The 24,034-nt window shown below is 39.8% G+C and carries 23 protein-coding genes and 1 pseudogene; 14 read left to right on the plus strand and 10 right to left on the minus strand.

The window, feature by feature from the left end; genetic code table 11:
• Nucleotides 1-16 precede the first annotated feature (16 nt).
• On the plus strand, nt 17-370 hold the full coding sequence (locus tag QT327_RS06325) for a HesB/IscA family protein (protein ID WP_013663332.1): 354 nt from the start codon (nt 17-19) through the stop codon (nt 368-370).
• Between the two features lie 93 nt (nt 371-463).
• Here the strand turns inward: QT327_RS06325 and QT327_RS06330 are convergent, their stop codons facing one another.
• Both QT327_RS06330 and rsmA read right to left on the minus strand, forming a co-directional pair.
• Nucleotides 464-1,438, minus strand: coding sequence for an NAD(P)-dependent oxidoreductase (locus QT327_RS06330; RefSeq protein WP_013663333.1), 975 nt, complete (start codon nt 1,436-1,438; stop codon nt 464-466).
• Between the two features lie 8 nt (nt 1,439-1,446).
• Entirely contained in the window at nt 1,447-2,229 is a 783-nt protein-coding gene (gene rsmA, locus QT327_RS06335; RefSeq protein ID WP_041386989.1) for a 16S rRNA (adenine(1518)-N(6)/adenine(1519)-N(6))-dimethyltransferase RsmA, read from the minus strand.
• A 207-nt stretch (nt 2,230-2,436) separates the two neighbouring features.
• On the opposite strand from rsmA, the gene pdxA reads away from it, so the two are divergent.
• The 11 genes from pdxA (at nt 2,437) to QT327_RS06390 (ending at nt 13,007) form a co-directional block, all read left to right on the plus strand.
• Nucleotides 2,437-3,492, plus strand: coding sequence for a 4-hydroxythreonine-4-phosphate dehydrogenase PdxA (pdxA, locus tag QT327_RS06340; protein ID WP_013663335.1), 1,056 nt, complete (start codon nt 2,437-2,439; stop codon nt 3,490-3,492).
• A gap of 326 nt (nt 3,493-3,818) precedes the next feature.
• Nucleotides 3,819-4,193 carry a YceD family protein gene (locus tag QT327_RS06345; protein WP_289552371.1) on the plus strand — a complete coding sequence of 125 codons (375 nt, stop codon included), beginning with the start codon at nt 3,819-3,821 and terminating at the stop codon, nt 4,191-4,193.
• Between the two features lie 14 nt (nt 4,194-4,207).
• Nucleotides 4,208-4,399: a 50S ribosomal protein L32 gene (gene rpmF / locus QT327_RS06350; protein ID WP_013663337.1), complete on the plus strand. Its 192-nt coding sequence runs from the start codon at nt 4,208-4,210 to the stop codon at nt 4,397-4,399.
• A 105-nt stretch (nt 4,400-4,504) separates the two neighbouring features.
• Nucleotides 4,505-5,443, plus strand: coding sequence for a phosphate acyltransferase PlsX (gene plsX / locus QT327_RS06355; protein WP_130858351.1), 939 nt, complete (start codon nt 4,505-4,507; stop codon nt 5,441-5,443).
• Between the two features lie 8 nt (nt 5,444-5,451).
• A complete protein-coding gene (locus QT327_RS06360) occupies nt 5,452-6,441 on the plus strand; it encodes a beta-ketoacyl-ACP synthase III (RefSeq protein ID WP_013663339.1) in 990 nt (329 codons plus the stop codon).
• Between the two features lie 104 nt (nt 6,442-6,545).
• Complete coding sequence (gene accB, locus QT327_RS06365; RefSeq protein WP_130858350.1) at nt 6,546-7,031, plus strand: acetyl-CoA carboxylase biotin carboxyl carrier protein; 486 nt, start codon at nt 6,546-6,548, stop codon at nt 7,029-7,031.
• A gap of 49 nt (nt 7,032-7,080) precedes the next feature.
• The gene (gene accC / locus QT327_RS06370; RefSeq protein WP_130858349.1) at nt 7,081-8,421 is read left to right on the plus strand and encodes an acetyl-CoA carboxylase biotin carboxylase subunit; all 1,341 of its coding nucleotides are present in this window, start codon (nt 7,081-7,083) and stop codon (nt 8,419-8,421) included.
• Between the two features lie 226 nt (nt 8,422-8,647).
• Nucleotides 8,648-9,532 (plus strand): twin-arginine translocase subunit TatC, encoded by an 885-nt coding sequence (gene tatC, locus QT327_RS06375; protein ID WP_013663342.1) that lies wholly within the window; start codon nt 8,648-8,650, stop codon nt 9,530-9,532.
• Nucleotides 9,533-9,544: 12 nt separating this feature from the next.
• On the plus strand, nt 9,545-9,985 hold the full coding sequence (gene rpiB / locus QT327_RS06380; protein ID WP_013663343.1) for a ribose 5-phosphate isomerase B: 441 nt from the start codon (nt 9,545-9,547) through the stop codon (nt 9,983-9,985).
• A gap of 10 nt (nt 9,986-9,995) precedes the next feature.
• Entirely contained in the window at nt 9,996-11,576 is a 1,581-nt protein-coding gene (locus QT327_RS06385; protein ID WP_130858348.1) for a M28 family peptidase, read from the plus strand.
• A 42-nt stretch (nt 11,577-11,618) separates the two neighbouring features.
• Nucleotides 11,619-13,007, plus strand: a complete 1,389-nt coding sequence (locus QT327_RS06390) for a LutB/LldF family L-lactate oxidation iron-sulfur protein (RefSeq protein WP_013663345.1) — start codon at nt 11,619-11,621, stop codon at nt 13,005-13,007.
• A 17-nt stretch (nt 13,008-13,024) separates the two neighbouring features.
• Here the strand turns inward: QT327_RS06390 and QT327_RS06395 are convergent, their stop codons facing one another.
• The 5 genes and pseudogenes from QT327_RS06395 to QT327_RS06415 all read right to left on the minus strand — a co-directional run bounded on the left by QT327_RS06395 (nt 13,025) and on the right by QT327_RS06415 (nt 19,975).
• Nucleotides 13,025-13,825, minus strand: a complete 801-nt coding sequence (locus QT327_RS06395) for a DUF4198 domain-containing protein (protein ID WP_165447084.1) — start codon at nt 13,823-13,825, stop codon at nt 13,025-13,027.
• A 172-nt stretch (nt 13,826-13,997) separates the two neighbouring features.
• A pseudogene (locus QT327_RS06400) lies at nt 13,998-15,790 on the minus strand (acyl-CoA dehydrogenase FadE).
• A gap of 62 nt (nt 15,791-15,852) precedes the next feature.
• Nucleotides 15,853-17,025 (minus strand): acetyl-CoA C-acyltransferase, encoded by a 1,173-nt coding sequence (locus QT327_RS06405; protein WP_130858345.1) that lies wholly within the window; start codon nt 17,023-17,025, stop codon nt 15,853-15,855.
• Between the two features lie 22 nt (nt 17,026-17,047).
• The gene (locus QT327_RS06410; RefSeq protein WP_130858344.1) at nt 17,048-19,477 is read right to left on the minus strand and encodes a 3-hydroxyacyl-CoA dehydrogenase/enoyl-CoA hydratase family protein; all 2,430 of its coding nucleotides are present in this window, start codon (nt 19,475-19,477) and stop codon (nt 17,048-17,050) included.
• Nucleotides 19,478-19,537: 60 nt separating this feature from the next.
• Entirely contained in the window at nt 19,538-19,975 is a 438-nt protein-coding gene (locus QT327_RS06415) for a MarR family winged helix-turn-helix transcriptional regulator (protein WP_013663350.1), read from the minus strand.
• Between the two features lie 256 nt (nt 19,976-20,231).
• Between QT327_RS06415 and QT327_RS06420 the strand changes: the two genes are divergently transcribed.
• Nucleotides 20,232-21,098, plus strand: a complete 867-nt coding sequence (locus QT327_RS06420) for a cupin-like domain-containing protein (protein WP_013663352.1) — start codon at nt 20,232-20,234, stop codon at nt 21,096-21,098.
• A gap of 27 nt (nt 21,099-21,125) precedes the next feature.
• On the opposite strand, the gene QT327_RS28200 is transcribed toward QT327_RS06420, so the two are convergent.
• Together QT327_RS28200 and QT327_RS06425 are read right to left on the minus strand one after the other, a co-directional pair.
• Nucleotides 21,126-21,566 carry a hypothetical protein gene (locus QT327_RS28200; RefSeq protein WP_354004758.1) on the minus strand — a complete coding sequence of 147 codons (441 nt, stop codon included), beginning with the start codon at nt 21,564-21,566 and terminating at the stop codon, nt 21,126-21,128.
• A 7-nt stretch (nt 21,567-21,573) separates the two neighbouring features.
• On the minus strand, nt 21,574-22,920 hold the full coding sequence (locus tag QT327_RS06425) for an AMP-dependent synthetase/ligase (RefSeq protein WP_354004759.1): 1,347 nt from the start codon (nt 22,918-22,920) through the stop codon (nt 21,574-21,576).
• A 268-nt stretch (nt 22,921-23,188) separates the two neighbouring features.
• On the opposite strand from QT327_RS06425, the gene QT327_RS06430 reads away from it, so the two are divergent.
• The gene (locus QT327_RS06430; protein ID WP_013663354.1) at nt 23,189-23,683 is read left to right on the plus strand and encodes a hypothetical protein; all 495 of its coding nucleotides are present in this window, start codon (nt 23,189-23,191) and stop codon (nt 23,681-23,683) included.
• Between the two features lie 50 nt (nt 23,684-23,733).
• On the opposite strand, the gene QT327_RS06435 is transcribed toward QT327_RS06430, so the two are convergent.
• Nucleotides 23,734-24,033 (minus strand): PDZ domain-containing protein, encoded by a 300-nt coding sequence (locus QT327_RS06435; RefSeq protein ID WP_289552375.1) that lies wholly within the window; start codon nt 24,031-24,033, stop codon nt 23,734-23,736.
• Nucleotide 24,034 lies beyond the last annotated feature (1 nt).

Consider the following 24,034-nt stretch of genomic DNA (forward strand, 5'->3'; position numbering starts at 1 on the left):
AATAAAAGAAACGATTATGAGTACAGAAGTAATAACAAGTGCTGCACCCTTAACCTTGACCGAAGGTGCAGTAAAGGAATTGAAGAAGCTCCGGGAACAGCAAGAGATTGCAGATGACTTCGGTTTACGCGTCGGCGTCGAAGGCGGTGGTTGTGCCGGCATGAATTATATTTTAGGTTTTGATCAAAGAAAAGAGGGCGATACGGAATACCTTATCTCAGGAATTAAAGTGTTCATGAATAAAGCTCACGGATTATATCTCGCTGGAATGGAAATTGATTTTCAAAACGGATTGAATGCCCGCGGGTTCACATTTAATAATCCTAACGCAACCAGCACTTGCGGATGCGGGACTTCTTTTTCTGCTTAAATAATAGGAAACCGAAAGCTATAGCAACGCTGCGATGTCGTTCCGGATATCGCAGCGTTCTTAAATTATTAGGCAGAAACGATTCAATCCAAGCTATATGTGGAGTTTAGTTTCATTCGCATGAAAAAATTCAATTACCTTATCGGCTAAAATAGCCGCTATTTTATAATACGACTCAACTGTCCATCCCGCTACATGAGGACTCATCAACACCTTCTCGTTCATTTTTAATTTCTCGTACCAATCGCTTTGTGTCAAAGCAGGGAAGCCCTCGATTGGCAAGACATCAAACGATGCGCCTAAAATTCTACCTTTCTCTATCCCTTTAAGCACAGCGTTCACGTCAACAATTTCACCTCGTGCTCCGTTTAGAAAGAAAATCGGCTTACGGAATTGCGACAAATACTCTTCATTCACCATGTTACGAGTTTCTCGTGTTAATGGAATATGCAAACTCAACACATCTACCTGTTTCACCATTTGTTCCATACGAACTTCTTCCACATATATATCAGAAAAACCAGTTTTATATTTATCGTACGCTATGACCTTTACACCAAATCCATTGAGTTTTCTTGCCATCGCCTGTCCGTTATTGCCGTAGCCAATTAAACCTACCGTCCGTCCCGCCAATTCAAAGCCTCGATTAGCTTCACGCAACCACTGCCCCTCTCTGATTTGAACGTTTCCCCGAATTAAATTGTTCATCATGGCAAGCAACATACCTATCAAATGTTCGGCCACTGCATCCCGGTTGCCTTCAGGAGCGTTTAATAATTGTATACCTTTCTCTACCGCTAAAGGCTCATCAATGTTGTCCATACCTGCTCCTGCCCTTCCTATGCATTTCAACCGCTGTGCAACATGGAGAACCTCCGCATCGATCCTAAACTTAGATCGAATAATTAAAACTTCATAGTTAGGAAGTATTTGAAGTGCTTCGAAACGCGTAATCTCAGGACGATAATCACAAATCACCCCTGTATTTTTTAATTTATCAAGAAAAACCCCATGGATATCGTCTACAACCAAAACTCTCCACATAAAAGAATTGTCTTTTTGAGCCATTACAATATTTATTTTAGCGACTTTTCGATTTCATTCGTTAACTCTATGAAATCGTCGACCGATAGCCTCTCGGCACGCAAATCTAAAAATGGATGATTGGGCATCCTTGCCTTATCAGCTATTACGCTTAAGGCATTTCGTAATGTTTTTCGACGTTGGTTAAATCCCGCCTTAACGATTTTTTGGAAAAGATTTTCGTTACAAGCCAACCTGTCAATGCTATTACGCTCCAAACGAATAACGCCGGATAAAACTTTTGGTGGTGGGTTAAACGCCCCCGCCTTCACGGTAAAAAGATAAGCAATATCATAATAAGCTTGCAAAAACACACTTAAGATACCATAATCCTTACCCCCCGGCTTCGCCGCGCAGCGTTCAGCGACCTCCTTTTGAAACATTCCCACCAACTCAATAACCTGATGTCTATGCTCTAACACTTTAAATAGAATTTGAGAAGATATATTATAAGGGAAATTCCCGATGATCGCTAGCGGTCCGGGAAAAACAGAAGCAAAATCTAATAATAAGAAGTCGCCATGTATTAATCTTTTATCAAGTGAGGGGTACTTAGTCTTCAAAAATTCAACTGATTCTATGTCCAAATCAATTAACCAAGATTCAAATCGTTTATCTTCAAGGAGAAAATCTGATAATATCCCCATCCCTGGACCTACCTCCAAAACCTTATCAAAACCCTTCTCGGGTCGCAAAGCGTTCACTATGCGCTTTGCTGTATTCTTATCCGTGAGAAAATGCTGCCCTAAATGTTTCTTCGCGCGAACTACTGTCATCTTTGATGGTACCTTTCGCCAAAGATACATTTATTAGCTTAAATGTACTTTTAGATAAACAGTTTTATCCTGCAATTTGGCATAAAGGGCAGATAAAAGAGTTCCATGTTCCTGTGTTCTGTCTAATAATTGTTTTAAGCAGCATTATCCGAATTGCATATAAGTTCAATTTTACATAAGTTTGGCCTATTAAAAGAAGCAGTTAATATGAGCGACAAACTGAAGGTTGGAATAACTATTGGAGACGTGAATGGAATCGGCCTAGAGATTATTATAAAAACTCTTGCGGATAATAGAATATTAGATTTCTTCACACCAATTGTATATGGAAACACCAAAGTTGCTTCTTTTCACCGCAAAACAATAGGAGTCAACGATTTCAGTTTTAATGTAATCAATAGTCCGGAGCAAGCGCATGACAAAAGACCAAATATGATTAATTGTTGGCAGGAAGATGTCAAAATCACACTCGGAGAGTCAAATGAAATAGGAGGAAAATATGCTTTCTTATCCTTAGAACGGGCGACTCAAGATTTGATAGATGGCCAAATCGACGTTTTAGTCACGGCTCCAATAAATAAACACAACATTCAGCAAGAAGCATTCTCTTTTCCAGGGCATACCGAATATATACAAGCAAAAACAGGAGCAGATGACGCACTTATGTTTATGGTAAGTGACGAATTGAAAATAGGGGTGGTTACTGGGCATATTCCGGTCAACGAAATTGCAAAGTCAATTACAAAAGAAGCCATTCTAAAAAAGCTTGAGTTGATGAATGCAAGTTTGCGAACAGATTTTTGGATCCAGAAACCAAAAATTGCCGTTTTAGGGTTGAATCCTCATGCTGGCGACAACGGACTTATTGGCACAGAAGATATTGAAATCATTCTTCCCGCCATACGAGAAGCCAATGAACGCGATATTTTTGCTTTTGGGCCCTATGCTGCAGACGGTTTTTTTGCGGGAGACAATTATAAAAACTTCGATGGTGTATTAGCCATGTATCACGATCAGGGCCTTATTCCGTTTAAACAGATTGCTTTTCACAACGGCGTCAATTTTACGGCCGGATTACCTGTTATCCGAACCTCTCCCGACCATGGAACGGGCTATGATATCGCGGGAAAGAGTAAAGCATCAGAAACATCCTTTAGAGAAGCTATTTTTACTGCTCTCAAAATCGTCAGGAGAAGAAGAGAACAGGAAGAACTGATGGCAAATCCACTCAAAATAAGAAAACTCTCGAAGGATAGGGATTAACAATCTTATAGCATCCATCGTTTATCATCGATACGCTTACTTGCAAGGAGCAAAACGGGGTGGTAAAATCTCTACATCGTATCCAAGCCAGTAGACACACTACTTTCAAAAAAACTTTCAGTTCTAATTTATTATTTCTAAATTTGCGAGCTTAATTGTCGTGCTTTGAAAACTTTAGATCAATATCGAATACCATTACGGGTTTAAAGCCTGGGAAACACGAATTTGAATTTGAGATAAGCAAACTTTTTTTTGAGGAATTCGACTATTCCTTGGTTAAAAATGGTGAGCTAAAAGTTTCCCTTGTTCTTGATAAGCAAGAGACAATGATGGTTGCAGATATCCATATCACCGGCAAGATAGAATTGACCTGCGATGTTTGTCTCAATCAATTTTGGGGTAAGTCGGATATTTTGCAGCGACTCATTATCAAATTTGATGATGAAGACAGTGTTTCAGATCTTACGGATGAAATAATGGTTCTTAAAAAGAACGAACACGAACTTGATTTGGCGAATATATTTTACGAGTATATCACATTATCCGTACCGTATTATAGTCGATGTGAGGAACAGGGGATAAATGTTAGTTGCGATCAGTCGATGATTGATAAATTAAACAGTTTAAATAGTCAGGACGATGCATCAACCGATACAGATCCCCGCTGGGAAATATTAAAAAAAATAAAAAACAATAATTAAATAGAAAAGACGAGATGGCACATCCAAAACGTAAAACCTCTAAGTCTAGAAGAGACAAAAGAAGAACACATTATAAGGCAGAGTTACCTACACTTACGACCTGCCAAACTACCGGTGCAGTACATTTGCCACACCGTGCTTACAATGTTGACGGCAATCTTTATTATAACGGCAAGTTACTCATTGAAAACACCTCGATTGCCTAAGTTGATTTTTCAATATTAAAAAAACATCCCAAGGTTCGCTATTTCTGAAAAAATGCGGTACTTTGGGATGTTTTTAGTTAATAGAACAGCAAACGATAATCAAGGATGAAGATTGGTTTAGATATCATGGGCGGAGACTTTGCACCAAACGCCACTGTTTTAGGTGCAATAGAGGCCTCAAAGGTATTATCGAACGATCAGCAATTAGTACTGATTGGCAATAAGGAACTAGCATTACCCATTTTTGAACAGGCAGGTATAGACGCGTCATTATTTGAATTTATACATACTACCGAAACAATCAGTATGGGCGAGCATCCAACAAAGGCAATCACTCACAAACCCAACGCAAGTATTAGTTTAGGTTTTCAATTGCTAAAAGAAGGAGGCATTGACTCTTTCGCATCTGCAGGTAATACGGGTGCCATGCTAGTTGGCTCTATGTTCAGTGTCAAAACTGTACCAGGTGTTATCAGACCAGCCATAGCTACAAATGTGCCACGTTTAACCAGTGGATTCAGCGTTTTATTAGATGTTGGTGCAAACGCAGATTGTAAACCTGATAATTTACTGCAATTTGGTATATTGGGAAGTTTATATGCCCAACATGTCTACAGCAGTGAAAACCCTGCAGTTGCTTTATTAAACATAGGAGAAGAGGAAGAAAAGGGCAATATGCTTACCAACGCTGCCCATAACTTAATGAAAGAAGCACAAGCTTTTAATTTTATCGGAAATATTGAGGGCAGAGATTTGTTTGAAGATCATATTGACGTTATCGTATGTGATGGATTTACAGGAAATGTTGTATTAAAGCTTGCAGAGTCTTTCTACAGCTTAACTGTAAAAAAAGGTTTTAAAGATCCATTTTTTGATCGATTCAATTATGAACAATATGGGGGTAGTCCAATCTTAGGGGTCAATGCCCCCGTGATCATAGGACATGGTATTTCCAATCCGGAAGCAATCAAAAACATGATCCTTTTATCTCGGGATATGATTGAATCAAAATTCGTAGATAAGGTAAAAGCTGCTTTTAAATAAATAAGAGAATGTCTAAAATTCATGCTGCCATAACTGCCGTTAACGGATATGTTCCTGATTATATACTAACAAATCAGGAATTGGAGACTATGGTTGAAACGAACGATGAGTGGATTACCACACGAACAGGTATTAAGGAACGGCGCATTTTAAAAGGGGAAGGACAAGCGACCTCTGACATGGCAGTACCGGCTGTTGAGGGCCTTTTACGCAAACGAGGGATTTCAGCGGAGGAGATTGATCTAATCATTTTCTGTACCAGCACTCCAGACATGCCTTTTCCTGCTACCGCGAACATTTTAGCCGATAAAATAGGCGCTATTAATGCCTGGGGCTATGATCTTCAAGCGGCCTGTTCAGGTTTTATTTATGGTCTTACTACCGGTGCCCAATTTATCGAGTCCGGAAAACATCAAAAGGTATTAGTAGTTGGCGGAGATAAAATGTCTTCGATTATAAATTATGAAGATCGAGCGACATGCATCATATTTGGAGATGGTTGTGGGGCTGTCTTATTAGAACCTAATACAGAAGGACTGGGAGTTTTGGATGCTATTTTGAAAAGTGACGGCAGTGGAAAAGAATACCTCAATATCAAAGCGGGAGGATCTTTAATGCCTGCAACCCATGAAACTGTCGATCAAAAGTTGCATTATGCTTTTCAGGAAGGTAAAACAGTATTTAAATTTGCTGTTACCAATATGGCTAACGTTGCCGCTGAGATCATGGAAAGGAATCAACTCACCGCTGCAGATGTCAACTGGCTTGTTCCTCACCAAGCAAATAAACGCATTATCGATGCAACTGCTGAAAGAATGGGACTAGGTCCCGAAAAAGTAATGATCAATATTCAAAAATACGGGAACACAACCAGTGGTACAATCCCTTTGTGCTTGTGGGAATGGGAAAACCAGCTGAAGAAAGGCGACGTGCTGATCTTAGCCGCTTTTGGCGGGGGCTTCACTTGGGGTTCTGTATACCTCAAATGGGCTTATTAATACAATTTTAGTTTCAGTTTTGATCAAAGATACTAACTTTGCAATCTCTTTATCGATTTCGTAAAATATACAATTGTTAGATATTAAACTTAGAACCAACGAATATGAGCATGGATATTAAACAAATTCAGGACCTGATAAAGTTTGTCGCAAAATCAGGAGTCAATGAAGTTGCTATTGAGGAAAAAGACTTTAAAATAACCATAAAAACAAATCAAGAGCCAACTTATGTCACTGCAACCCTGCCCACTGCTACTCCCGTGGTGCCACAAACTCCTGTAAGTTCTCCTGTTGCAGCAGTGCCGGTATTAAACACAGATACGCCAAAGCCTGCAGAAGACTCTTCAAAATATTTAACGATCAAATCACCAATGATCGGTACATTTTATCGTTCTTCAAGCCCAGATAAACCAGCCTTCGTGAATGTAGGAGACGAAGTGAAAACAGGGCAAGTGGTTTGTATTGTAGAAGCAATGAAACTATTCAATGAAATTGAATCAGATATTTCAGGAAAAATTGTTAAAATACTGGTAGACAATGCACAACCAGTGGAATACGATCAGCCTTTGTTTTTAGTTGATCCTTCATAATAGTAACTTTTGGACCGAATTTAGTACACTGGTTTATTGAAAAAAATTCATGTTTAAAAAAATTTTAATAGCAAATAGAGGAGAAATTGCTCTACGAATTATAAGGACATGTAAGGAAATGGGGATTAAGAGTGTTGCTGTATACTCAACTGCCGACCGTGAGAGCTTACATGTGCGTTTTGCCGATGAGGCTGTCTGTATCGGCCCTCCAGCCAGTAAAGATTCTTATCTTAACATTCCTAACATTATTGCCGCTGCTGAGCTCACTAATGCGGACGCGATCCATCCCGGATATGGTTTCTTATCGGAAAATGAGAAATTTTCTGCTATATGTCGAGACTATGGCATTAAATTTATCGGTGCAACGCCTGAGCAGATTCGCAGTATGGGAGATAAGGCCTCAGCCAAAGAGACCATGAAAAATGCTGGCGTACCCACAATACCTGGATCTGATGGTTTGGTTCCCAATGTTTCGGAAGGGTTAAAAATAGCGAACGAAATAGGTTATCCTGTCATTCTAAAAGCTACCGCTGGAGGTGGTGGACGAGGTATGCGTGTTGTTTGGAAAGATAGTGAATTTGAACCGGCATGGGACTCGGCACGTCAAGAAGCAGGTGCAGCATTTGGAAATGATGGTATCTACCTAGAAAAGTTTGTGGAAGATCCACGTCATATCGAAATCCAGGTCATTGGCGATCAGTATGGAACCGTTTGTCATCTGTCCGAAAGAGATTGCTCTATACAAAGACGCCATCAGAAACTGGTAGAGGAAGCGCCATCTCCCTTTATTACACCTGAGCTCAGACAAAAAATGGGTGATGCAGCAATTGCAGGTGCAAAGGCAGTGAATTATGAAGGAGCCGGTACCATCGAATTTCTTGTGGATAAACACCGAAATTTTTACTTTATGGAGATGAATACACGCATTCAAGTGGAACATCCCGTAACGGAAGAAGTCATTAACTTCGATTTAATAAAAGAGCAAATAAAAGTTGCAGCAGGTGTTCCGTTATCTGGCAGGAATTATGAGCCGAATATGCATGCAATAGAATGTAGAATAAACGCAGAGGACCCCTTCAACGGATTCCGTCCATCCCCTGGAAAAATCACAACATTTCATTCACCTGGCGGTCACGGAGTTAGAGTTGACACACATGTTTATGCAGGTTACCAGATCCCGCCTAATTATGACTCTATGATCGCTAAGCTTATTTGTGTTGCACAAACTAGAGAAGAAGCTATTTCGACAATGGAAAGAGCTCTTAGCGAATTTGTTATTGAAGGTATTAAAACTACCATTCCTTTGCATTTACGATTAATGAGAGATCCTAACTTTAGAGCGGGAAATTTCACAACAAAGTTTATGGAAAACTTCGACCTTTCAGAGTAATAGTTATAGCCCCGGCAACGCTACTCTTGTCGCTAGCTTTCAAAATAAAATACGCTTTTATAAGCGAAAGTCTTTTAAGATATGAGCTTTTCATGCGATAATCTTTAATTTAAATACCATTCTTATATTAAGAATGGTATTTTTGTTTCTTATGAAATACGATTGGTGAGTTGGATCAACCTATTTCATTAACACTTTGATTGGTTTTTATTTACTACTAAATATTATGAGTGAAATCTCCGGAAAAAAAATTATTGAAACCATTAAACAAAAAGGCAAAACCATCGAAGCCGAAATGTCATTCTTTGACCATTTGGAGGTTCTAAGATGGCATCTGATTCGTTCAGCCATAGCAATAGCGATATTTATGGGGTTGGCTTTCGCCTTCTATGATTTCATTTTCGATACCGTTATTATGGGTCCGAAAAAACCTGATTTTTGGACATATAGAATGATGTGTATCATTGGAGAAAAATTTAATTTAGGCCCTGATTTCTGTGTAACCGAAATCCCGATCAATATTATAAACACTGATATGGCGGGACAATTCACCTTGCAATTGAACTCTTCGCTTTTAATTGGCTTGGTTTTGGGCTTTCCTTATCTTCTCTACGAAATATGGCTCTTTGTAAAACCGGCCTTAACCGATATTGAAAGAAAGTCGGCCAATGGTTTTGTATTTTACGCGACACTTTTATTCATTTTAGGAATCCTTTTTGGCTATTTCATGATTGCTCCTTTGTCTGTCAATTTTCTGGCGCATTATTCGGTAAGTCCGGAGATTGATAACCAAATAACGGTCGACTCATACTTATCTTCGGTTGCCACATTGACCCTGGGTACAGGTATCGTTTTTGAGCTACCGATCATTATATACATTCTGTCGAAAATCGGCATTATGACACCCCAATTTATGAGAGCAACTAGACGCTATGCTATCGTCGTCATTTTAGTGATAGCCGCTATTGTGACACCTACGCCAGACATACTAACCATGTTAACGGTAAGCTTCCCTCTGTTTTTGCTATATGAGCTTAGTATAGTAATTGCGGGACGGGTTGAAAGAGCTAAATTAAAAGCAGAAAAAGCATTTTACAATAACGAACAATAAATCAGTATAAAGATGCAAATCAAAACAGTAGCTATCGGCGGCGATCATGCAGGCTTCGAATATAAAGCAGCCATTATTCAATATTTAGAAGAATTAGGATATACCGTGCGCAACTTTGGAACGGATAGTGTTGAATCCGTAGATTATCCTGATTTCGCCCATCCTACTGCGAGCGCAGTAGAAAGTGGTTCTTGCGATATAGGCATATTGGTTTGCGGCAGTGCTAACGGTGTCGCCATTACAGCTAATAAACACCAAGGAATACGGGCTGCCATTTGTTGGAAGCCAGAGATAGCAGCGCTTGCTCGCCAACACAACAATGCAAATATTATCTGTTTGCCGGCACGTTTCACATCCATAGAAGAATGTAAAGAAATGGTACAGATCTTTCTCGCTACCGAATTTGAAGGGGGTAGACACGGTACTCGTGTTAATAAGATAGCCTGTTTATAGTTTTTGGCCTATGTCGATTAAAGGGATAGTCACTACAATACTTTTTTTCGTTCTTATCGGATGTTACGCACAACACAGCGTACCTTCCACCTATGCCGAGCTCATCGACCCTACATCTGCGAGAAAACACTTAACAATTATCGCATCAGATGAGTTTGAGGGAAGGGAAACGGGAAAAGTAGGAGCAGACAAAGCTGCGAATTACATTGCGCAGCAATTTGAACTATTAGGTTTAACGGCACCCGTTAACAGTAGCTATTACCAACCCGTGGAACTAGCTACGAAAGCTTTTTCGGTTGATACCTTTGAAGTAGGTGAACATACCTTTCGGCATGAGAAGGATTTTCTGATTATTGGCAAAAGATCGGAACAGGAAATAAAAACTGACCGGATGGTTTTTATTGGTTATGGTATTAGCGACAAGCATTACGACGATTTAGCTAAAATCGATATTGCTGATAAGGTAGTTCTGTTACTTAATGAGGATGAACCGAGGGATAAGATGGGGAAATCACTTATAACGGGGCAAACGAAAGGCTCTATTTGGTCGACCAGCAATAGCAAGCGAATGCAGCATATAATCAGTAAGAAGCCAAAATTGATTTTAGCTATATCAAAAAATGCAGACACCTTAATACAGCAAATCAGTAAGAAAAAATATGCAGAAAAGATTCAATTAAAAGAAGATTTGACACAGGAAAATCTAAGCACGGATCATTCCCCTACAGTTGTTTATATTTCTCCACAAACGGCTAATTTAATATTATCATCCCACGGATCCAATCTTGAAAAATTGAAGCAGGAGATTACCGAAAGTGGAAAACCTAGAAGTCGGGTGCTTAAAAGTACCTTAAAATTATCCTTCGGGCAAAAAATCATTGATGTCAAAGCGCAAAACGTTTTGGGCTATTTGGAGGGCACCGACTTAAAGGACGAACTTTTAGTGATAACAGCTCACTATGATCACATTGGGGTTAACCCAAATGGTGAAATAAACAATGGAGCGGACGATGATGGCTCGGGGGTTACGGCTGTACTTGAGATTGCAAAGGCATTCGCACGAGCGAAGGAGAATGGTCATTCTCCAAGAAGAAGTATCTTATTTATGATGGTTACAGGCGAGGAAAAAGGTCTATTAGGATCCGACTATTATACGAGGCACCCTGTATTTCCATTAAATAAAACCATCGCCAATCTTAATATAGATATGATTGGTAGAATTGATCCGTCGCATTTCGCTAAAGCGGATTACGTTTATTTGGTAGGTTCGGATAAATTGAGTTCAGAACTTCATCACATTAGTGAAGCGGCGAATAAAACATATACCAAATTGGATTTAGATTATCGATATAACGATCCTAACGATCCCGAAAAGATATATTATCGTTCGGATCATTACAATTTTGCAAAAAACGACATCCCTGTTATTTTTTACTTTAATGGCGTCCATGAGGATTATCATGATATTGGAGATACAGTGGATAAAATTGATTTCCCACTGCTCTGCAAACGAGCAAAGCTTGTCTTTTATACAGCATGGGATTTAGTCACGAGAGATACAAAACCCATTGTCGATTCACATAAAAAATAACGATCGGGTATTTACGTTATTAAAGTAAAAACACGCTGCCCTATGTCTACAAAAACTGCATCAAATTTCATATTAGCGAGCGAGAGCAAAGCCTTTGATCTACAACATCGAAGGGTTATTAGCTTTAATATTGACCGATATGATACGGCAGTCAGTAATGGGCTTAAGCGATGGAATAATCTAGAAAATGCAAAACGCAAAGCGCACAGCCTGAAGTGGCGGGTAATGGAAAATTTGGATAAGCTTTTACCTGAGTTTGAAGCGAATTTCCAAAAAAATGGCGGAAAAGTCATTTGGGCTAATGATATACAAGAAGCGCAGCAGGAAATACTAACGATACTGAAAAGAATACAGGCGAAGAAGGTAGTGAAGTCAAAATCAATGGTAACCGAGGAGATTGAACTGAATGCCTTCTTGGAAAGCAATCAAATCGAATCAGTTGAAACTGATTTAGGAGAATATATTGTTCAGCTGCTTGGTCAAAAGCCCTATCATATTGTCACTCCAGCTATGCATCTCAGCTTGCCCGATATAGCGAAGCTATTCCACGAAAAATTCGGCACACCCGAAAATGCAAGTGCAGAACAACTTACCTTGAAAGCACGGGAGTTATTAAGAGATGAATATCTGTCTGCCGATGTTGGAATTACAGGCGCAAATTTTCTCCTTGTAGATACAGGTAGCATCGCCATTACCGAGAATGAAGGGAATGCACGATTAAGCACGAGCTTTCCAAAAATACACATAGCCGTTGTTGGTATAGAAAAACTGATTCCGTCTATCAGCGATTTGGATTTATACTGGCCTCTTTTGGGCAATCACGGTACTGGCCAAAACCTCACCGTTTATAACACCATTTTAAGTGGCCCGAAGCGAGAAAACGAGTCTGACGGACCTGATGAGATGTATGTTATTTTACTCGATAATGGTCGGACAGATTTATTAGCACAGAAAGATCAAAGACAGGGACTTTATTGCATCCGCTGTGGAGCCTGTCTGAATGCATGCCCAATTTATAAAAATGTTGGGGGCCATACTTACGGCACAACCTACAGCGGCCCTATAGGATCAATTATTACGCCCCATATGAAGGGGATGCAAGAGTTCAAGCATTTAAGTTATGCCAGTAGCTTGTGCGGCAAGTGTTCAGAAGTATGTCCCGTTAAAATTGATATTCATAAAATGCTTTTACTAAATCGGCGGGACTCCGTTAAGGAAGGACTAAACCCTCAAGTTGAAAACTGGGGATGGAAGGCTTTCGTGAAGATTGCAACCAAAAGGAAATGGCTAGACTTTTGGGGTGGCAAATGGAAAAATTTCTTTCTAAGCAGGTTTTTTGCAAAAGCTTGGGGAACCAAAAGAACATTACCCTCTATTGCCCCTGAATCCTTTAGCAAGCAATGGAAAGAACAGCAAAAGGACAAGATCTGATACGGATACACCGATTATCATTGAAACCGAAAGGAAAAGGAGCTTTGATAATAGTTGTAATTAATGCCCTTTTCCTGACTTGGATTAGCGTACACTGTTTGTAAAAGCCACAACCCGGATCGATTAAGTTTAAAGTATATTTTACCCTCTGCATTGGAGCGATATTTTGCCGCATGCACTTGCCCATTGCCTGATTTCGTGTAAATAGTGGTACTCGTTCCTTCCAATGGTTTGCCATCCAATAAGATTACGGCAGTTATATCATCTCCATATTGTAATTTATAGGGATTTTGTTCAAGTATAATTTCCAGCTGTTTGCATTCCTTTGCTTTATAAAGATTTCCATTTGACTTGTCAGTGATTGTAAGAGCCTTCGCAGTAAAAAAAGTATTTGCAGTATATTCAGTGGTAAACCCCGATGAGTCAATAACCGAAGCCAAATCAGTCAAATTTTCAGTTTTTGCGAAATCTTCTACTACTAGTTGGTCATAAGTAACTGCTCCGCCTTTAAACTCAATTGTCAATAGACTTTGTCCCCCATTTTGTTGAACAGCCGCATATTTTAGAAAGTCTTTATTCAATGGAATAGTGTCGGCCACCTTCTTTCCTCCTTGGGTATAATTTGCATAAATTAGATTTTTAACTGCTTCCGGTGCTATTTCTGAAGATTCTAAGCCTCTTCCTTGATATATGGTGTAAGTTACACTATCTCCTGATGAAGCGACATACTTATCGGCAATCAGGGAATAATCTTGCGCGTTGGCTTGAAAAATCGATAAAACAAGAAAAGAAGAGATGACTAGGAAACTTTTGATCATATTATACATTGGACTATCCTCAACGTTAAGTAAGTCCAAACCTAACATAAAATTTTTACTTCAAAAAGCCTTAGAACTAATTTTAACACTTTTCCAACATTAATGACCTTGATCAATACCTCATGGCAAAACTTCGATTTTGCCATGAGGTTTGACTTTGCTAATAATTTATCTAAAAACAATATCCGTTGGCATCAATAAGCAGCTTGGCCACTCGTTGCCTCGCCTCTTTAACATTAAATGGCTCTAGCTTTGTAAATCTTCGTAAGCCTGCCAACATCATTTTTAACTCATCGCCTTCTGCAAAAGAATTCAGTGCTTCTTTACCAGCCAAGTACACTTGTCAACTGCATTGTATAAAAAGATCCGTGCCATGTCTATTTGTCCCGCCACTTCTTGCTCATTTTTGAAGTGTACTAATTTTTCCACCCTTAATAAAGTAGATTCAGCAAGATAAACGGTGCCGATAATATCGGCGATATTCATTAAGATCTCCTGTTCCTTTTGTAGCGTCATCATTAACTTCTGAACGGCAGCACCGGCAACTAATAGGCCCGCTTTCTTCAGATTCACAATAACTCTTTTTTCGTAAGCAAGCAAAACATCCTCAGGTTCTGAAAAGTCAGGTATAGCCATTAATTCTCCTGCCACCTCTTGTGCTGGCCCCATGAGATCAAGTTCACCTTTGAGCGCTCGCTTTAGTAACATATCAACAATGAGTAAACGGTTTACTTCGTTAGTTCCTTCAAATATTCTATTAATTCTCGAATCGCGATAAGACCTCTCCATTGGAGCGTCGGCTGAATAACCCATTCCACCATAAATTTGCACGCCTTCATCAACGATATAGTCGAGCATTTCTGAACCACAAACCTTAAGAATTGCACATTCAATAGCAAATTGTTCGGTCGACTTTAGTTTAGCTTTGGCGGGTTCCATACCGTCGGAAACAAGCGCTTCATAGGCATCATCAATATTCTGCCCTGCACGGTAAGCGGCACTTTCCACTGCGAAATTTCGAATTGCCATCTCCGCAAGTTTATACCGAATTGCACCGAATTTCGCAATTGGCAATTTAAACTGCACCCGTTCATTTGCATAGTTAATTGCTTGCGAGATAACCTTACGTGAAGAGCCGATAGCTGCTGCACCAAGTTTAATTCGCCCAATATTTAGAATATTGACCGCTATTTTAAATCCGTTTTCGCGTTCTGATAGCAGATTTTCTTTTGGGACAAGGCAATCATTAAAAAACACCTGTCTTGTTGAAGAACCTTTAATTCCCAGTTTATGTTCTTCGGGATTCATCGTAATACCCCCAAAGGCACGCTCTACAATAAACGCCGAAAGATTCTTATCATCATCAATCTTAGCAAATACGATAAATATATCGGCAAAACCACCGTTTGTAATCCACATCTTTTGACCGTTGATCAGATAGTGCGTTCCCTCATCATTTAATTTAGCGGTCGTGCGACCGCTATTAGCATCCGACCCTGCATTAGGCTCCGTTAAGCAATAAGCTGCTTTATACGCTCCTGTGGCTAGTTTTGGAATGTACTTTTGCTTTTGCTCGGTATTCCCGTAATAAAGGATAGGTAAAGTTCCTATACCGGTATGAGCAGAAAGTGCTACTGCAAAACTATGTCCGGCACCCACTGCATCTGTAACAAGCATAGACGTGTTGAAGTTCTTTCCAAAGCCCCCATATTCTTCCGGTATAGAAACACCTAACAAACCAAGTTCTCCTGCCTTATCAAGCAAGGTTTGCATTAGGCCTTCTTCTTGATTATCGATTCTTTCTAAATTTGGAGTAACCTCCGTCTGAAGAAAATCTTGGCAGGTTTTCTTGATCATCAGCTGTTCCTCATCAAACTCCTCAGGAATAAAAACGTCTTCGTAACGGGTCTCTTTAATAACGAATTCGCCACCTTTTATTGCTCTCTTTTTATCCACGGTTTCCATAATCTGTATTTTTAGTAATTGTTAGGCAATGGTCTTAAGTTCCACAACATAAAGCATAAACACTAAAGCATTTCGAAGATTCCTGCAGCCCCTTGCCCTGTTCCGACACACATCGTCACCATTCCGTATTTTTGCCTCCTTCTTTTTAGTTCGTTAAAAATTTGTACGCTTAATTTAGCTCCTGTACAACCTAATGGGTGTCCCAAAGCAACAGCTCCGCCATTTACATTAACTAAATCAGGATTTAAATTTAACTCGCGAATAACGGCCAGCGATTGGGAAGCAAAGGCCTCATTTAATTCAATAAGACTAAGATCATCCAAATTTAGTCCCGCTTGTTTCAGCGCTTTTGGTATAGCAAATATGGGACCTATTCCCATAATACGTGGTGGAACACCGGCTACGGCATAACTAACTAATCTGGCAATCGGTTGGCAATTTAATTGCTTTAGCTTTCTCTCTGATACAACCAATACAAACGCTGCACCATCTGACGTCTGGCTCGAGTTACCAGCTGTTACAAGTCCGTCCGCCGCAAAAACAGGCTTCAGTTTAGCCAGCGCTTCAAGGCTTGTATCAGCCCGGGGTCCTTCATCTGTATCCACTATATATTCTCTCGTACCGATCTTATTATCGCGAACAAAGTTTTCCATTACCGTAAAAGGCATAATTTCCTCTTTAAACAAACCCTTTGTAATCGCTGAAATTGCCTTTTGATGCGAATGATAAGAAAACGAATCCATATCTTCCCTGTTCACCTTATATTCTTTAGCGACCGCTTCGGCCGTCAAGCCCATATTCCAATACCAGTCGGGGTGTGTCTTTGCTACATCTGAATTTGGAACCACTTTCCACCCCCCCATAGGCATACCCGACATCACTTCAACACCGCCGGCAACAATTACATCTGCCATTCCTGCTTTTATTTTAGCCACAGCAGTTGCTATTGTCTCCAAACCTGATGCACAATATCTATTGACCGTAACGCCGGGAACCTTATCAGTATCGAGTGCCATCAAAGAAATGAGCCTTGCCATATTTAACCCTTGCTCTGCTTCAGGCGTAGCGTTTCCAACAATGACATCATCTATTTCTTCTTTATTAAGGTTAGGAACAGAATTGACCAGGTGTCTTATGACCGCCGCAGCCAAATCATCAGCACGTGTAAATCGGAAAGCGCCTTTTGGAGCCTTTCCTACAGCCGTTCTGTAACCCGCTATTATATATGCTTCCATATCTTCACTATTTTAAGATAACTTAGTTTCTGAGTGCTTTACCTTTAGTTAACATGTGCTGTATTCGTTCCAGTGTTTTCCTTTCCGCTGTCAGCTCCAAAAAGGCCTTTCTTTCAAGATCCAACAAGTATTGCTCGGAAACTTCCGTAGGTGCCGAGAGGTCTCCCCCACACAATACCCAGCCAAGCTTCTCTGATATTTTCTGATCATGTTCGCTAATATAATTTCCTGATTTCATTGAGTTTGCTCCAACGTACACGATGCCTAATCCCTGCTTTCCCAATACTTTAATATTGTTTCTCGGAATAGGCGCAGTATAGCCGGCTTCAGCCAGACCTAAAGCCTTTGCCTTTGCATCCGCAAGCAATCGGCTACGATTCATCGTAATGGCAAATTTACCTTGTTGGAGATAACCTAGTTCGTATGCCTCTATTCCGGAAGTACTTACTTTTGCTTGGCCGATGGTTAAAAAACGTTCCTTTAGCACATTTTGACTAATTTGATCTGCTTTATACTCATCTGAAGCCCTTAAGGCAAATTCTTTCGAGCCACCACCACCCGGTATCACCCCAACCCCAAATTCAACGAGTCCCATATAAGTTTCCGCATGGAGCTGCACGAAATCAGCATGCATAGCAAATTCACACCCTCCTCCCAAGGTCAGATTAAATGGAGCAACTACGACGGGTATATTCGAGTAACGCAAGCGCATGGCCGTATTCTGAAATAACTTAACGGCCATATTTAACTCATCGTAATCCTGCTCTACGGCCATCATAAAAATCATCCCGATATTGGCTCCGGCAGAGAAGTTGGCTCCGTCGTTCCCGATAACCAAGCCCTTATATTCTTTTTCGGCCATATCAATTGCTTTGTTAATGCCTTGAATCACATCTCCACCGATCGTATTCATCTTCGTATGGATCTCTGCATTAAGTATCCCGTCACCTAGGTCGATGATTGATACGCCACTATTTTTCCATAAGGTCTTCGTTTTTCGGAGATCGTCTAAGTTGATAAAATCAGCTATACCAGGGATTTCTTTATAGTCTTTGCTCTGAATATCATAAAATAATCTTTTCCCGTTTTCGACCTTATAAAAGCTTTTATGCCCGGATTGCAACATTTCCAATACCCACGATGCGACTTCGCCCGTTTGCCCTGGAATCCGCTTTTCTTCTTGCTTTATTTTTTCTAATGTTTCCTCAACACCTAGCGCATCCCATACTTGAAAGGGTCCTAATTCCCAACCAAAGCCCGCGCGCATCGCATCGTCAATTCGATAAAACTCTTCACTTATCTCCGGAATACGTTTAGATACATATTCAAACAGTGGATAATGCATGGCGCGAAATAATTCCGCTGCTTTATCATTTCCCTGTTCATAAACTTTCATTCGTTTCGCCAGGTCATCAATCTTTTTGGTTTCCTCTAATGTTACCGATTTTATCTTTTCCTGCTTTCGATAAGACATGGTGCCCAAGTCAAGCACCAGGATTTCACTATTTCCCTTCTCATCTTTTACTTTCTTATAAAAGCCTTGTTTAGTTTTTTCACCCAGCCACTTTCTTTCAGCCATGTTGTCAATATAGCTTGGCAAAACGAAAATATCCCGCGCTTCATCTTCAGGAACATTTTCGTATAGGCCTTTTGCAACATTCACCATCGTATCCAACCCGACAACATCCGAGGTCCTAAAAGTGGCAGATTTGGGGTGTCCCATAGCAGGACCTGTATATTTATCTACTTCTTCTAGGGTGAGATCTAGCTTCTTAACCAAATGTGTGACGGCCAACATTGAGTATACACCAATCCTATTTCCAATAAATGCGGGAGTGTCTTTGCACAACACAGTTGTTTTGCCTAGAAATTTATCTCCATAATGCATTAAAAACTCGATAATCGCAGGTTCCGTTTCGCGTGATGGGATGATTTCCAACAACCTCAGATAACGAGGTGGGTTAAAGAAATGAGTACCACAAAAGTGTTTTTTGAAATCTTCACTTCGTCCCTCAATCATTAGATGCATAGGAATACCAGAGGTATTACTACTAACAAGCGTCCCTGGTTTTCGATATTGTTCTATCTGCGTGAAAATCTGTCGCTTAATATCCAAACGCTCTACAACCACCTCTATAATCCAATCGACATGCGCTATATCAGCCATATTATCTGTAAAGTTACCTGTTGTGATACGCTGAACATATTGCTTGCTATATATAGGCGATGGGTTTGTCTTTAATGCGGTTTCTAATGATTGACTAACGATACGGTTTCTAACCTGTCGGCTTTCCAAAGTTAGACCTTTGGCCTGTTCGTCAGGGGAAAGCTCCGTCGGAGCGATATCCAATAATAAAACAGAAACACCTATATTGGCGAAATGACAGGCAATACGAGACCCCATTACCCCTGAACCCAATACGGCTACCTTCTTTATACTTTTATTGATCATAACTAAGAGGCTTTTGATAAAACATAGTGACAATAGCTTTTTTCAAGCTTTTTATTCAGCTTACCCTTCTTTCGGAACATATTTAACAGCCAATTCATTTAATCGTTTCAATGTATCTATAAGTTTTTGTCGCTCACTATCTTTAATTAAGCTGTCCAGGTAACTATTAAATTCCCTTACAATATTTTTTGCAATCTCTCGCCTTTTCTGTCCTTCCTCCGTTAAAAAAACACGTACCGAACGCTTATCCTGTGCGTCGGCTCTTCTATAAATTAGCCCTTGTTGTTCCATTCCGCTTAACATACGCGATAAACTTGTTGATTTAACACCTAATAATCCGGCTATTTGCGTAACGGGTGTCCCGTCTTTTCTGATATTGATCAAAACATATCCTGTTGCCTGTGTAATGCCGTGTTTCGATGCTAATTGATTGTATTTACTAGCAATTGACTGCCAGGTAATCTTTAAGTAATAATCAATGGTATTCTCTTGGCTCATTTTTTATTATGCTTGCATAGCAAATCTAATCTATAATTCCATAAGAAACAAGAACTTTATAAAGTTTTCAGTTAATTGAGGATTTTCGAAGCAATTTGGCTTCCACACTGTCTTTATCATTCAATTCTAAGATCATATCGTCTCTTAAGAGCGATTTTGGCATTTCTCTTGTATATAATTTATCTAAATAAAAAGCATACTACATATGCAAAAGAATTTATAAGTTTGCAGTTACACGTGTCATAACCTATAAGAAGTGCAACTAAAGAAGACAGATAGGCGATCAGGGTTGAGCTCAAAAGAGTTCCTTGACCAATATTTTAACAAAGGGGTTCCGGTTATCTTGGAAGATTTCGTCAGTAAAGATAGTCCTGCATTCAGTAAATGGAACTACGACTACTTCAAGGAGATTGCAGGCGATCATGTTATTGAACTATATGGCAAAGAGGACACTTCAAACGATCGGGCGAAAAGTGCTCCGGTGACGAAGATGAAATTCTCCGAATATCTGGATTTGATCGAACGTGAACCAACGGACCTGCGTATATTTTTGTTTAATTTGATAAAACTAAAACCTGAACTAAATAATGATATAATATACAATGATTTAACGGGTGGCAAGGTTCTTAAATGGCTTCCCTTTTTATTTTTCGGCGGAGAAGGCTCGAGCACACGGAATCATTTTGATATCGATATGTCACATGTGTTCATTACACAATACAAAGGTATCAAGCGAATCTGGCTTTTTCCTTTGGACCAGTCGGATTTGATGTACAAACTTCCTTATAATTTTCATAGTATTGCCAACTTAAAAAATCCCGACTACGCTAAATACCCAGCGCTTAAATACTTAAACGGCTATGAAGCGGAAATCCATCCTGGTGAAACCTTGTTGATGCCTTCCGGCTATTGGCACTACATACAGTATGTGACAGAAGGCTATTCCATCAGTGTTCGGGCATTGCCTTCAAAAAGAATGGACAAGTGGCGCGGTTTCAGAAACCTGGTGATCACACGTCATTTCGACAATACGATGCGGAAAATCTTCAAGGACAGGTGGTATCAGTACAAGATCGCTATAGCGACTTCACGGGCAAACAGAGCGATTAAAAAGATTAAATAGAGGATTATAATTTCCTCTATTTAGCTGCTATGGATGTTGTTCCCTTGGTTTCTGATCATGTTCATCGCTATAAATATGATCAATCAGTTCTTTGGTTCGCTCTAATATCACTTTTCGTTTCAGGCTTAATTTCGGTGTCAGCTCACCACCATCAATCGTCCATTCATTTGGTAGCAGAACAAATTTCTTAACCTGTTCCCAATGCCCAAAACTTTCATTAGTTTTATCAAGGACATGTTGATATTTTTCTATAACCTTGGGATCTTTTATCAGATCTTCCTTCGTACTTCCGGAAATTCCATTTTTGCCTGCCCACTTTTTTAATTCCTCAAACGCAGGAACGATGAGCGCGGCAGGAAAACGTTTTCCTTCTCCAATCACCATAATTTGTGCAATCAATGTCGATTCCATAAATTTATTCTCTATTATCTGAGGAGCGACATACTTACCACCTGCCGTTTTAAACATTTCCTTTTTACGATCTGTTATTCGCAAAAAAGCCCTCTGTTGTCAACTCACCAATGTCGCCGGTTTTAAAGTACCCATCTTCATCGAAAGCCTCTCGTGTAGCCTCATCATTTTTATAATAGCCCTTCGTCACATTTGGCCCTTTACACAGAATCTCTCCATCACTAGCTATTTTTACCTTCACTGATTTTAACAAAGGACCTACAGTTCCAAACCCCAATCCATTTCTCTCAAAATTATTTACTGCTATAACCGGTGAAGTTTCCGTTAAACCGTAACCTTCCAACACCGGGATACCTGCGGCCCAAAATACTCGTGCCAAACGCTCTTGTAAAGCAGCACCTCCACTGATAATGCCCACAATATTACCTCCAAGAGCCATCTGCCACTTTTTGAAGATAAGCTTTCTAGCTATTGCCAACTTAATCTTGTAGAAAAACGAATTCTTACGGGGTTCTTTAAATTTCAAGCCCAAGTCTAAAGCCCAGAAGAACAGCGCATGTTTAATCCCGGTAAGTGCCTTTCCTTTATCCACAATCTTGTCGTAAACCTTTTCCAATACCCGGGGCACTGTTGTAAAGCCATTCGGCTTCACGTCATTGATGTCGGCAACAATGGTATCCATATTTTCCGCATAATAAACACTTATCCCTTTATAAAAGTATAGGTAAACGACCATCCTCTCAAAGATATGGCATAGAGGCAAAAAGCTAATGGCTGTCTTATAATTCTCCGGAAGCAAATGGGCACAATCGGTGAAATTACTTACCAAATTTTTGTGTGATAAAAACACGCCTTTAGGACTACCGGTAGTTCCCGAGGTATAAATGAGCGTCAATAAATCATCTTCATGAATATCATTTCGGTAAACGTCGAGATCAACGGTGGTGAGCGATGCCCCAATCTCTTCAATTTCCTTCCAATATTTCTCCCCCTCTACTTTATCAAAAGTATATAATGGAATATCCAGATTGTGTAAGGTAAGTGCAGTCTTCAATTTTTTAGCTAAATCCGAGGTGCCTACAAAGGCCATTTTCACTTCTGCGTTTTCGGTAATATAATTTAGGTCGTGATCCGATAAGGTTGGGTACAACGGAACTACCGCAGCACCTATTTGGTTGATCGCAAAGTCGGTAAAGTTCCATTCCGGTCGGTTAGCTGACATAATGGCAAGCTTATCTCCTTTTTTTATGCCTAAATTGAGCAAGCCTTTACTAAGGTTATCAACAATCTGAAGAAAATGATCGGTTTCATAACACATCCATTTTCCTCCCTCCTTCCCCGCTACAACCGTTTTTTGTCCAAAGGAAGACTTATAATTAGATAACAAATCAAAAACGCGCGAAAGTGCCATAAGTTTACGTATTAATTTATGAATCGGTTTATTCAGCGTCCATTAAAGATAGCAAAATTTATCGGCTCTGTATCATTTTAAGCTAAGAAAAAATTGAAGCAGAACAAGTAAAACGGCAAATATATGCTATGTATACATAATAAAAAGACATTTACATTTTGTCTCTTGAACAATAAAATCAATCAAAAATTGTTTTTGTAACAAGTTAGCGTAACTTTGGCGCTTAAAACTGACGACTTACTGTTAACATTTATTTAAGATTAATTCTATGAAAAAATTGCTTTTTATTGCATGGGGTGTGGTTTCTCTTTTGTTCATATCCGTTAAATCACAAGCGCAAGCCACAGACGGTTACGAATATAAAAGTGCAATCGGAGGTCGCTTTGGTGTCGCCAATGGAGTGACTTTTAAAACTTTTCTACAAGGCCAAAATGCATTGGATGTGATTCTGAACTTCCGCTCCAATAGTAAATCATCCACCTTCAAGCTGGTAGGTTTATACGAAATCCATAATGACTTTGAAGGTGCTCCCGGTCTACGGTGGTATTATGGTGCCGGTGCTGGTATCGGAACTTATAAAAATAAAGAGACAGATAATAGCGGCGCTGCTTTCAGTATTGACGGCGTCCTAGGTTTAGATTATAAAATTGATGGCGCGCCGATTAACCTTTCTTTGGATTGGAAACCGGAAATGCGTTTTGCTCCCGACAATACCGGTTTAGACTTTGCCGGTTTCGGCCTTTCCATTCGCTTCGCTTTTTAAACAATCGAAAAAGAGGGAAGCAATCGTCCTTCCCTCTCTTAAACAACTATTTATTGCTCAGCCAACCACTTCTCTCTTAGTTGCTGTTGTTCAGCAGTCACATTTTCAGCTGGCATGAATGCATATTTTCCTGTTTTACTTGCCTGCACTTTTACAGCTAATTCTTGAATAATGCCATCACGGGAAACAAGCATTTTTACAACGTCCCCGATTCTACTGGCTTGAACTACTCGTTCTAACTCTTTTCCGGTTGCGTCTATGCGATAGCCGTTAATTGCAATTAGCTCATCCTTCACGTTAATGCCTCCGTCCCATGCTCCTCCACCACGTATTACATTCTGAACCAACAAT

It is taken from the genome of Olivibacter sp. 47 (genome assembly GCF_030372825.1).
Classification (GTDB): Bacteria; Bacteroidota; Bacteroidia; order Sphingobacteriales; family Sphingobacteriaceae; genus Olivibacter; species Olivibacter oleidegradans.

Bases quoted from the DNA above. Each gene is read 5' to 3' on its own strand.
- accB (WP_130858350.1), top strand. From the start codon at position 6,546: ATGAGCATGGATATTAAACAAATTCAGGACCTGATAAAGTTTGTCGCA.
- QT327_RS06430 (WP_013663354.1), top strand. From the start codon at position 23,189: ATGAAAAAATTGCTTTTTATTGCATGGGGTGTGGTTTCTCTTTTGTTC.
- QT327_RS06405 (WP_130858345.1), bottom strand. From the start codon at position 17,025: ATGGAAGCATATATAATAGCGGGTTACAGAACGGCTGTAGGAAAGGCT.
- QT327_RS06395 (WP_165447084.1), bottom strand. From the start codon at position 13,825: ATGATCAAAAGTTTCCTAGTCATCTCTTCTTTTCTTGTTTTATCGATT.
- plsX (WP_130858351.1), top strand. From the start codon at position 4,505: ATGAAGATTGGTTTAGATATCATGGGCGGAGACTTTGCACCAAACGCC.
- QT327_RS06390 (WP_013663345.1), top strand. From the start codon at position 11,619: ATGTCTACAAAAACTGCATCAAATTTCATATTAGCGAGCGAGAGCAAA.
- QT327_RS06410 (WP_130858344.1), bottom strand. From the start codon at position 19,477: ATGATCAATAAAAGTATAAAGAAGGTAGCCGTATTGGGTTCAGGGGTA.
- QT327_RS06415 (WP_013663350.1), bottom strand. From the start codon at position 19,975: ATGAGCCAAGAGAATACCATTGATTATTACTTAAAGATTACCTGGCAG.
- rsmA (WP_041386989.1), bottom strand. From the start codon at position 2,229: ATGACAGTAGTTCGCGCGAAGAAACATTTAGGGCAGCATTTTCTCACG.
- QT327_RS06330 (WP_013663333.1), bottom strand. From the start codon at position 1,438: ATGGCTCAAAAAGACAATTCTTTTATGTGGAGAGTTTTGGTTGTAGAC.
- QT327_RS06360 (WP_013663339.1), top strand. From the start codon at position 5,452: ATGTCTAAAATTCATGCTGCCATAACTGCCGTTAACGGATATGTTCCT.
- QT327_RS06325 (WP_013663332.1), top strand. From the start codon at position 17: ATGAGTACAGAAGTAATAACAAGTGCTGCACCCTTAACCTTGACCGAA.
- rpmF (WP_013663337.1), top strand. From the start codon at position 4,208: ATGGCACATCCAAAACGTAAAACCTCTAAGTCTAGAAGAGACAAAAGA.
- accC (WP_130858349.1), top strand. From the start codon at position 7,081: ATGTTTAAAAAAATTTTAATAGCAAATAGAGGAGAAATTGCTCTACGA.
- QT327_RS28200 (WP_354004758.1), bottom strand. From the start codon at position 21,566: ATGTTTAAAACGGCAGGTGGTAAGTATGTCGCTCCTCAGATAATAGAG.
- QT327_RS06345 (WP_289552371.1), top strand. From the start codon at position 3,819: ATGATGGTTGCAGATATCCATATCACCGGCAAGATAGAATTGACCTGC.
- QT327_RS06385 (WP_130858348.1), top strand. From the start codon at position 9,996: ATGTCGATTAAAGGGATAGTCACTACAATACTTTTTTTCGTTCTTATC.
- rpiB (WP_013663343.1), top strand. From the start codon at position 9,545: ATGCAAATCAAAACAGTAGCTATCGGCGGCGATCATGCAGGCTTCGAA.
- tatC (WP_013663342.1), top strand. From the start codon at position 8,648: ATGAGTGAAATCTCCGGAAAAAAAATTATTGAAACCATTAAACAAAAA.
- QT327_RS06425 (WP_354004759.1), bottom strand. From the start codon at position 22,920: ATGGCACTTTCGCGCGTTTTTGATTTGTTATCTAATTATAAGTCTTCC.
- pdxA (WP_013663335.1), top strand. From the start codon at position 2,437: ATGAGCGACAAACTGAAGGTTGGAATAACTATTGGAGACGTGAATGGA.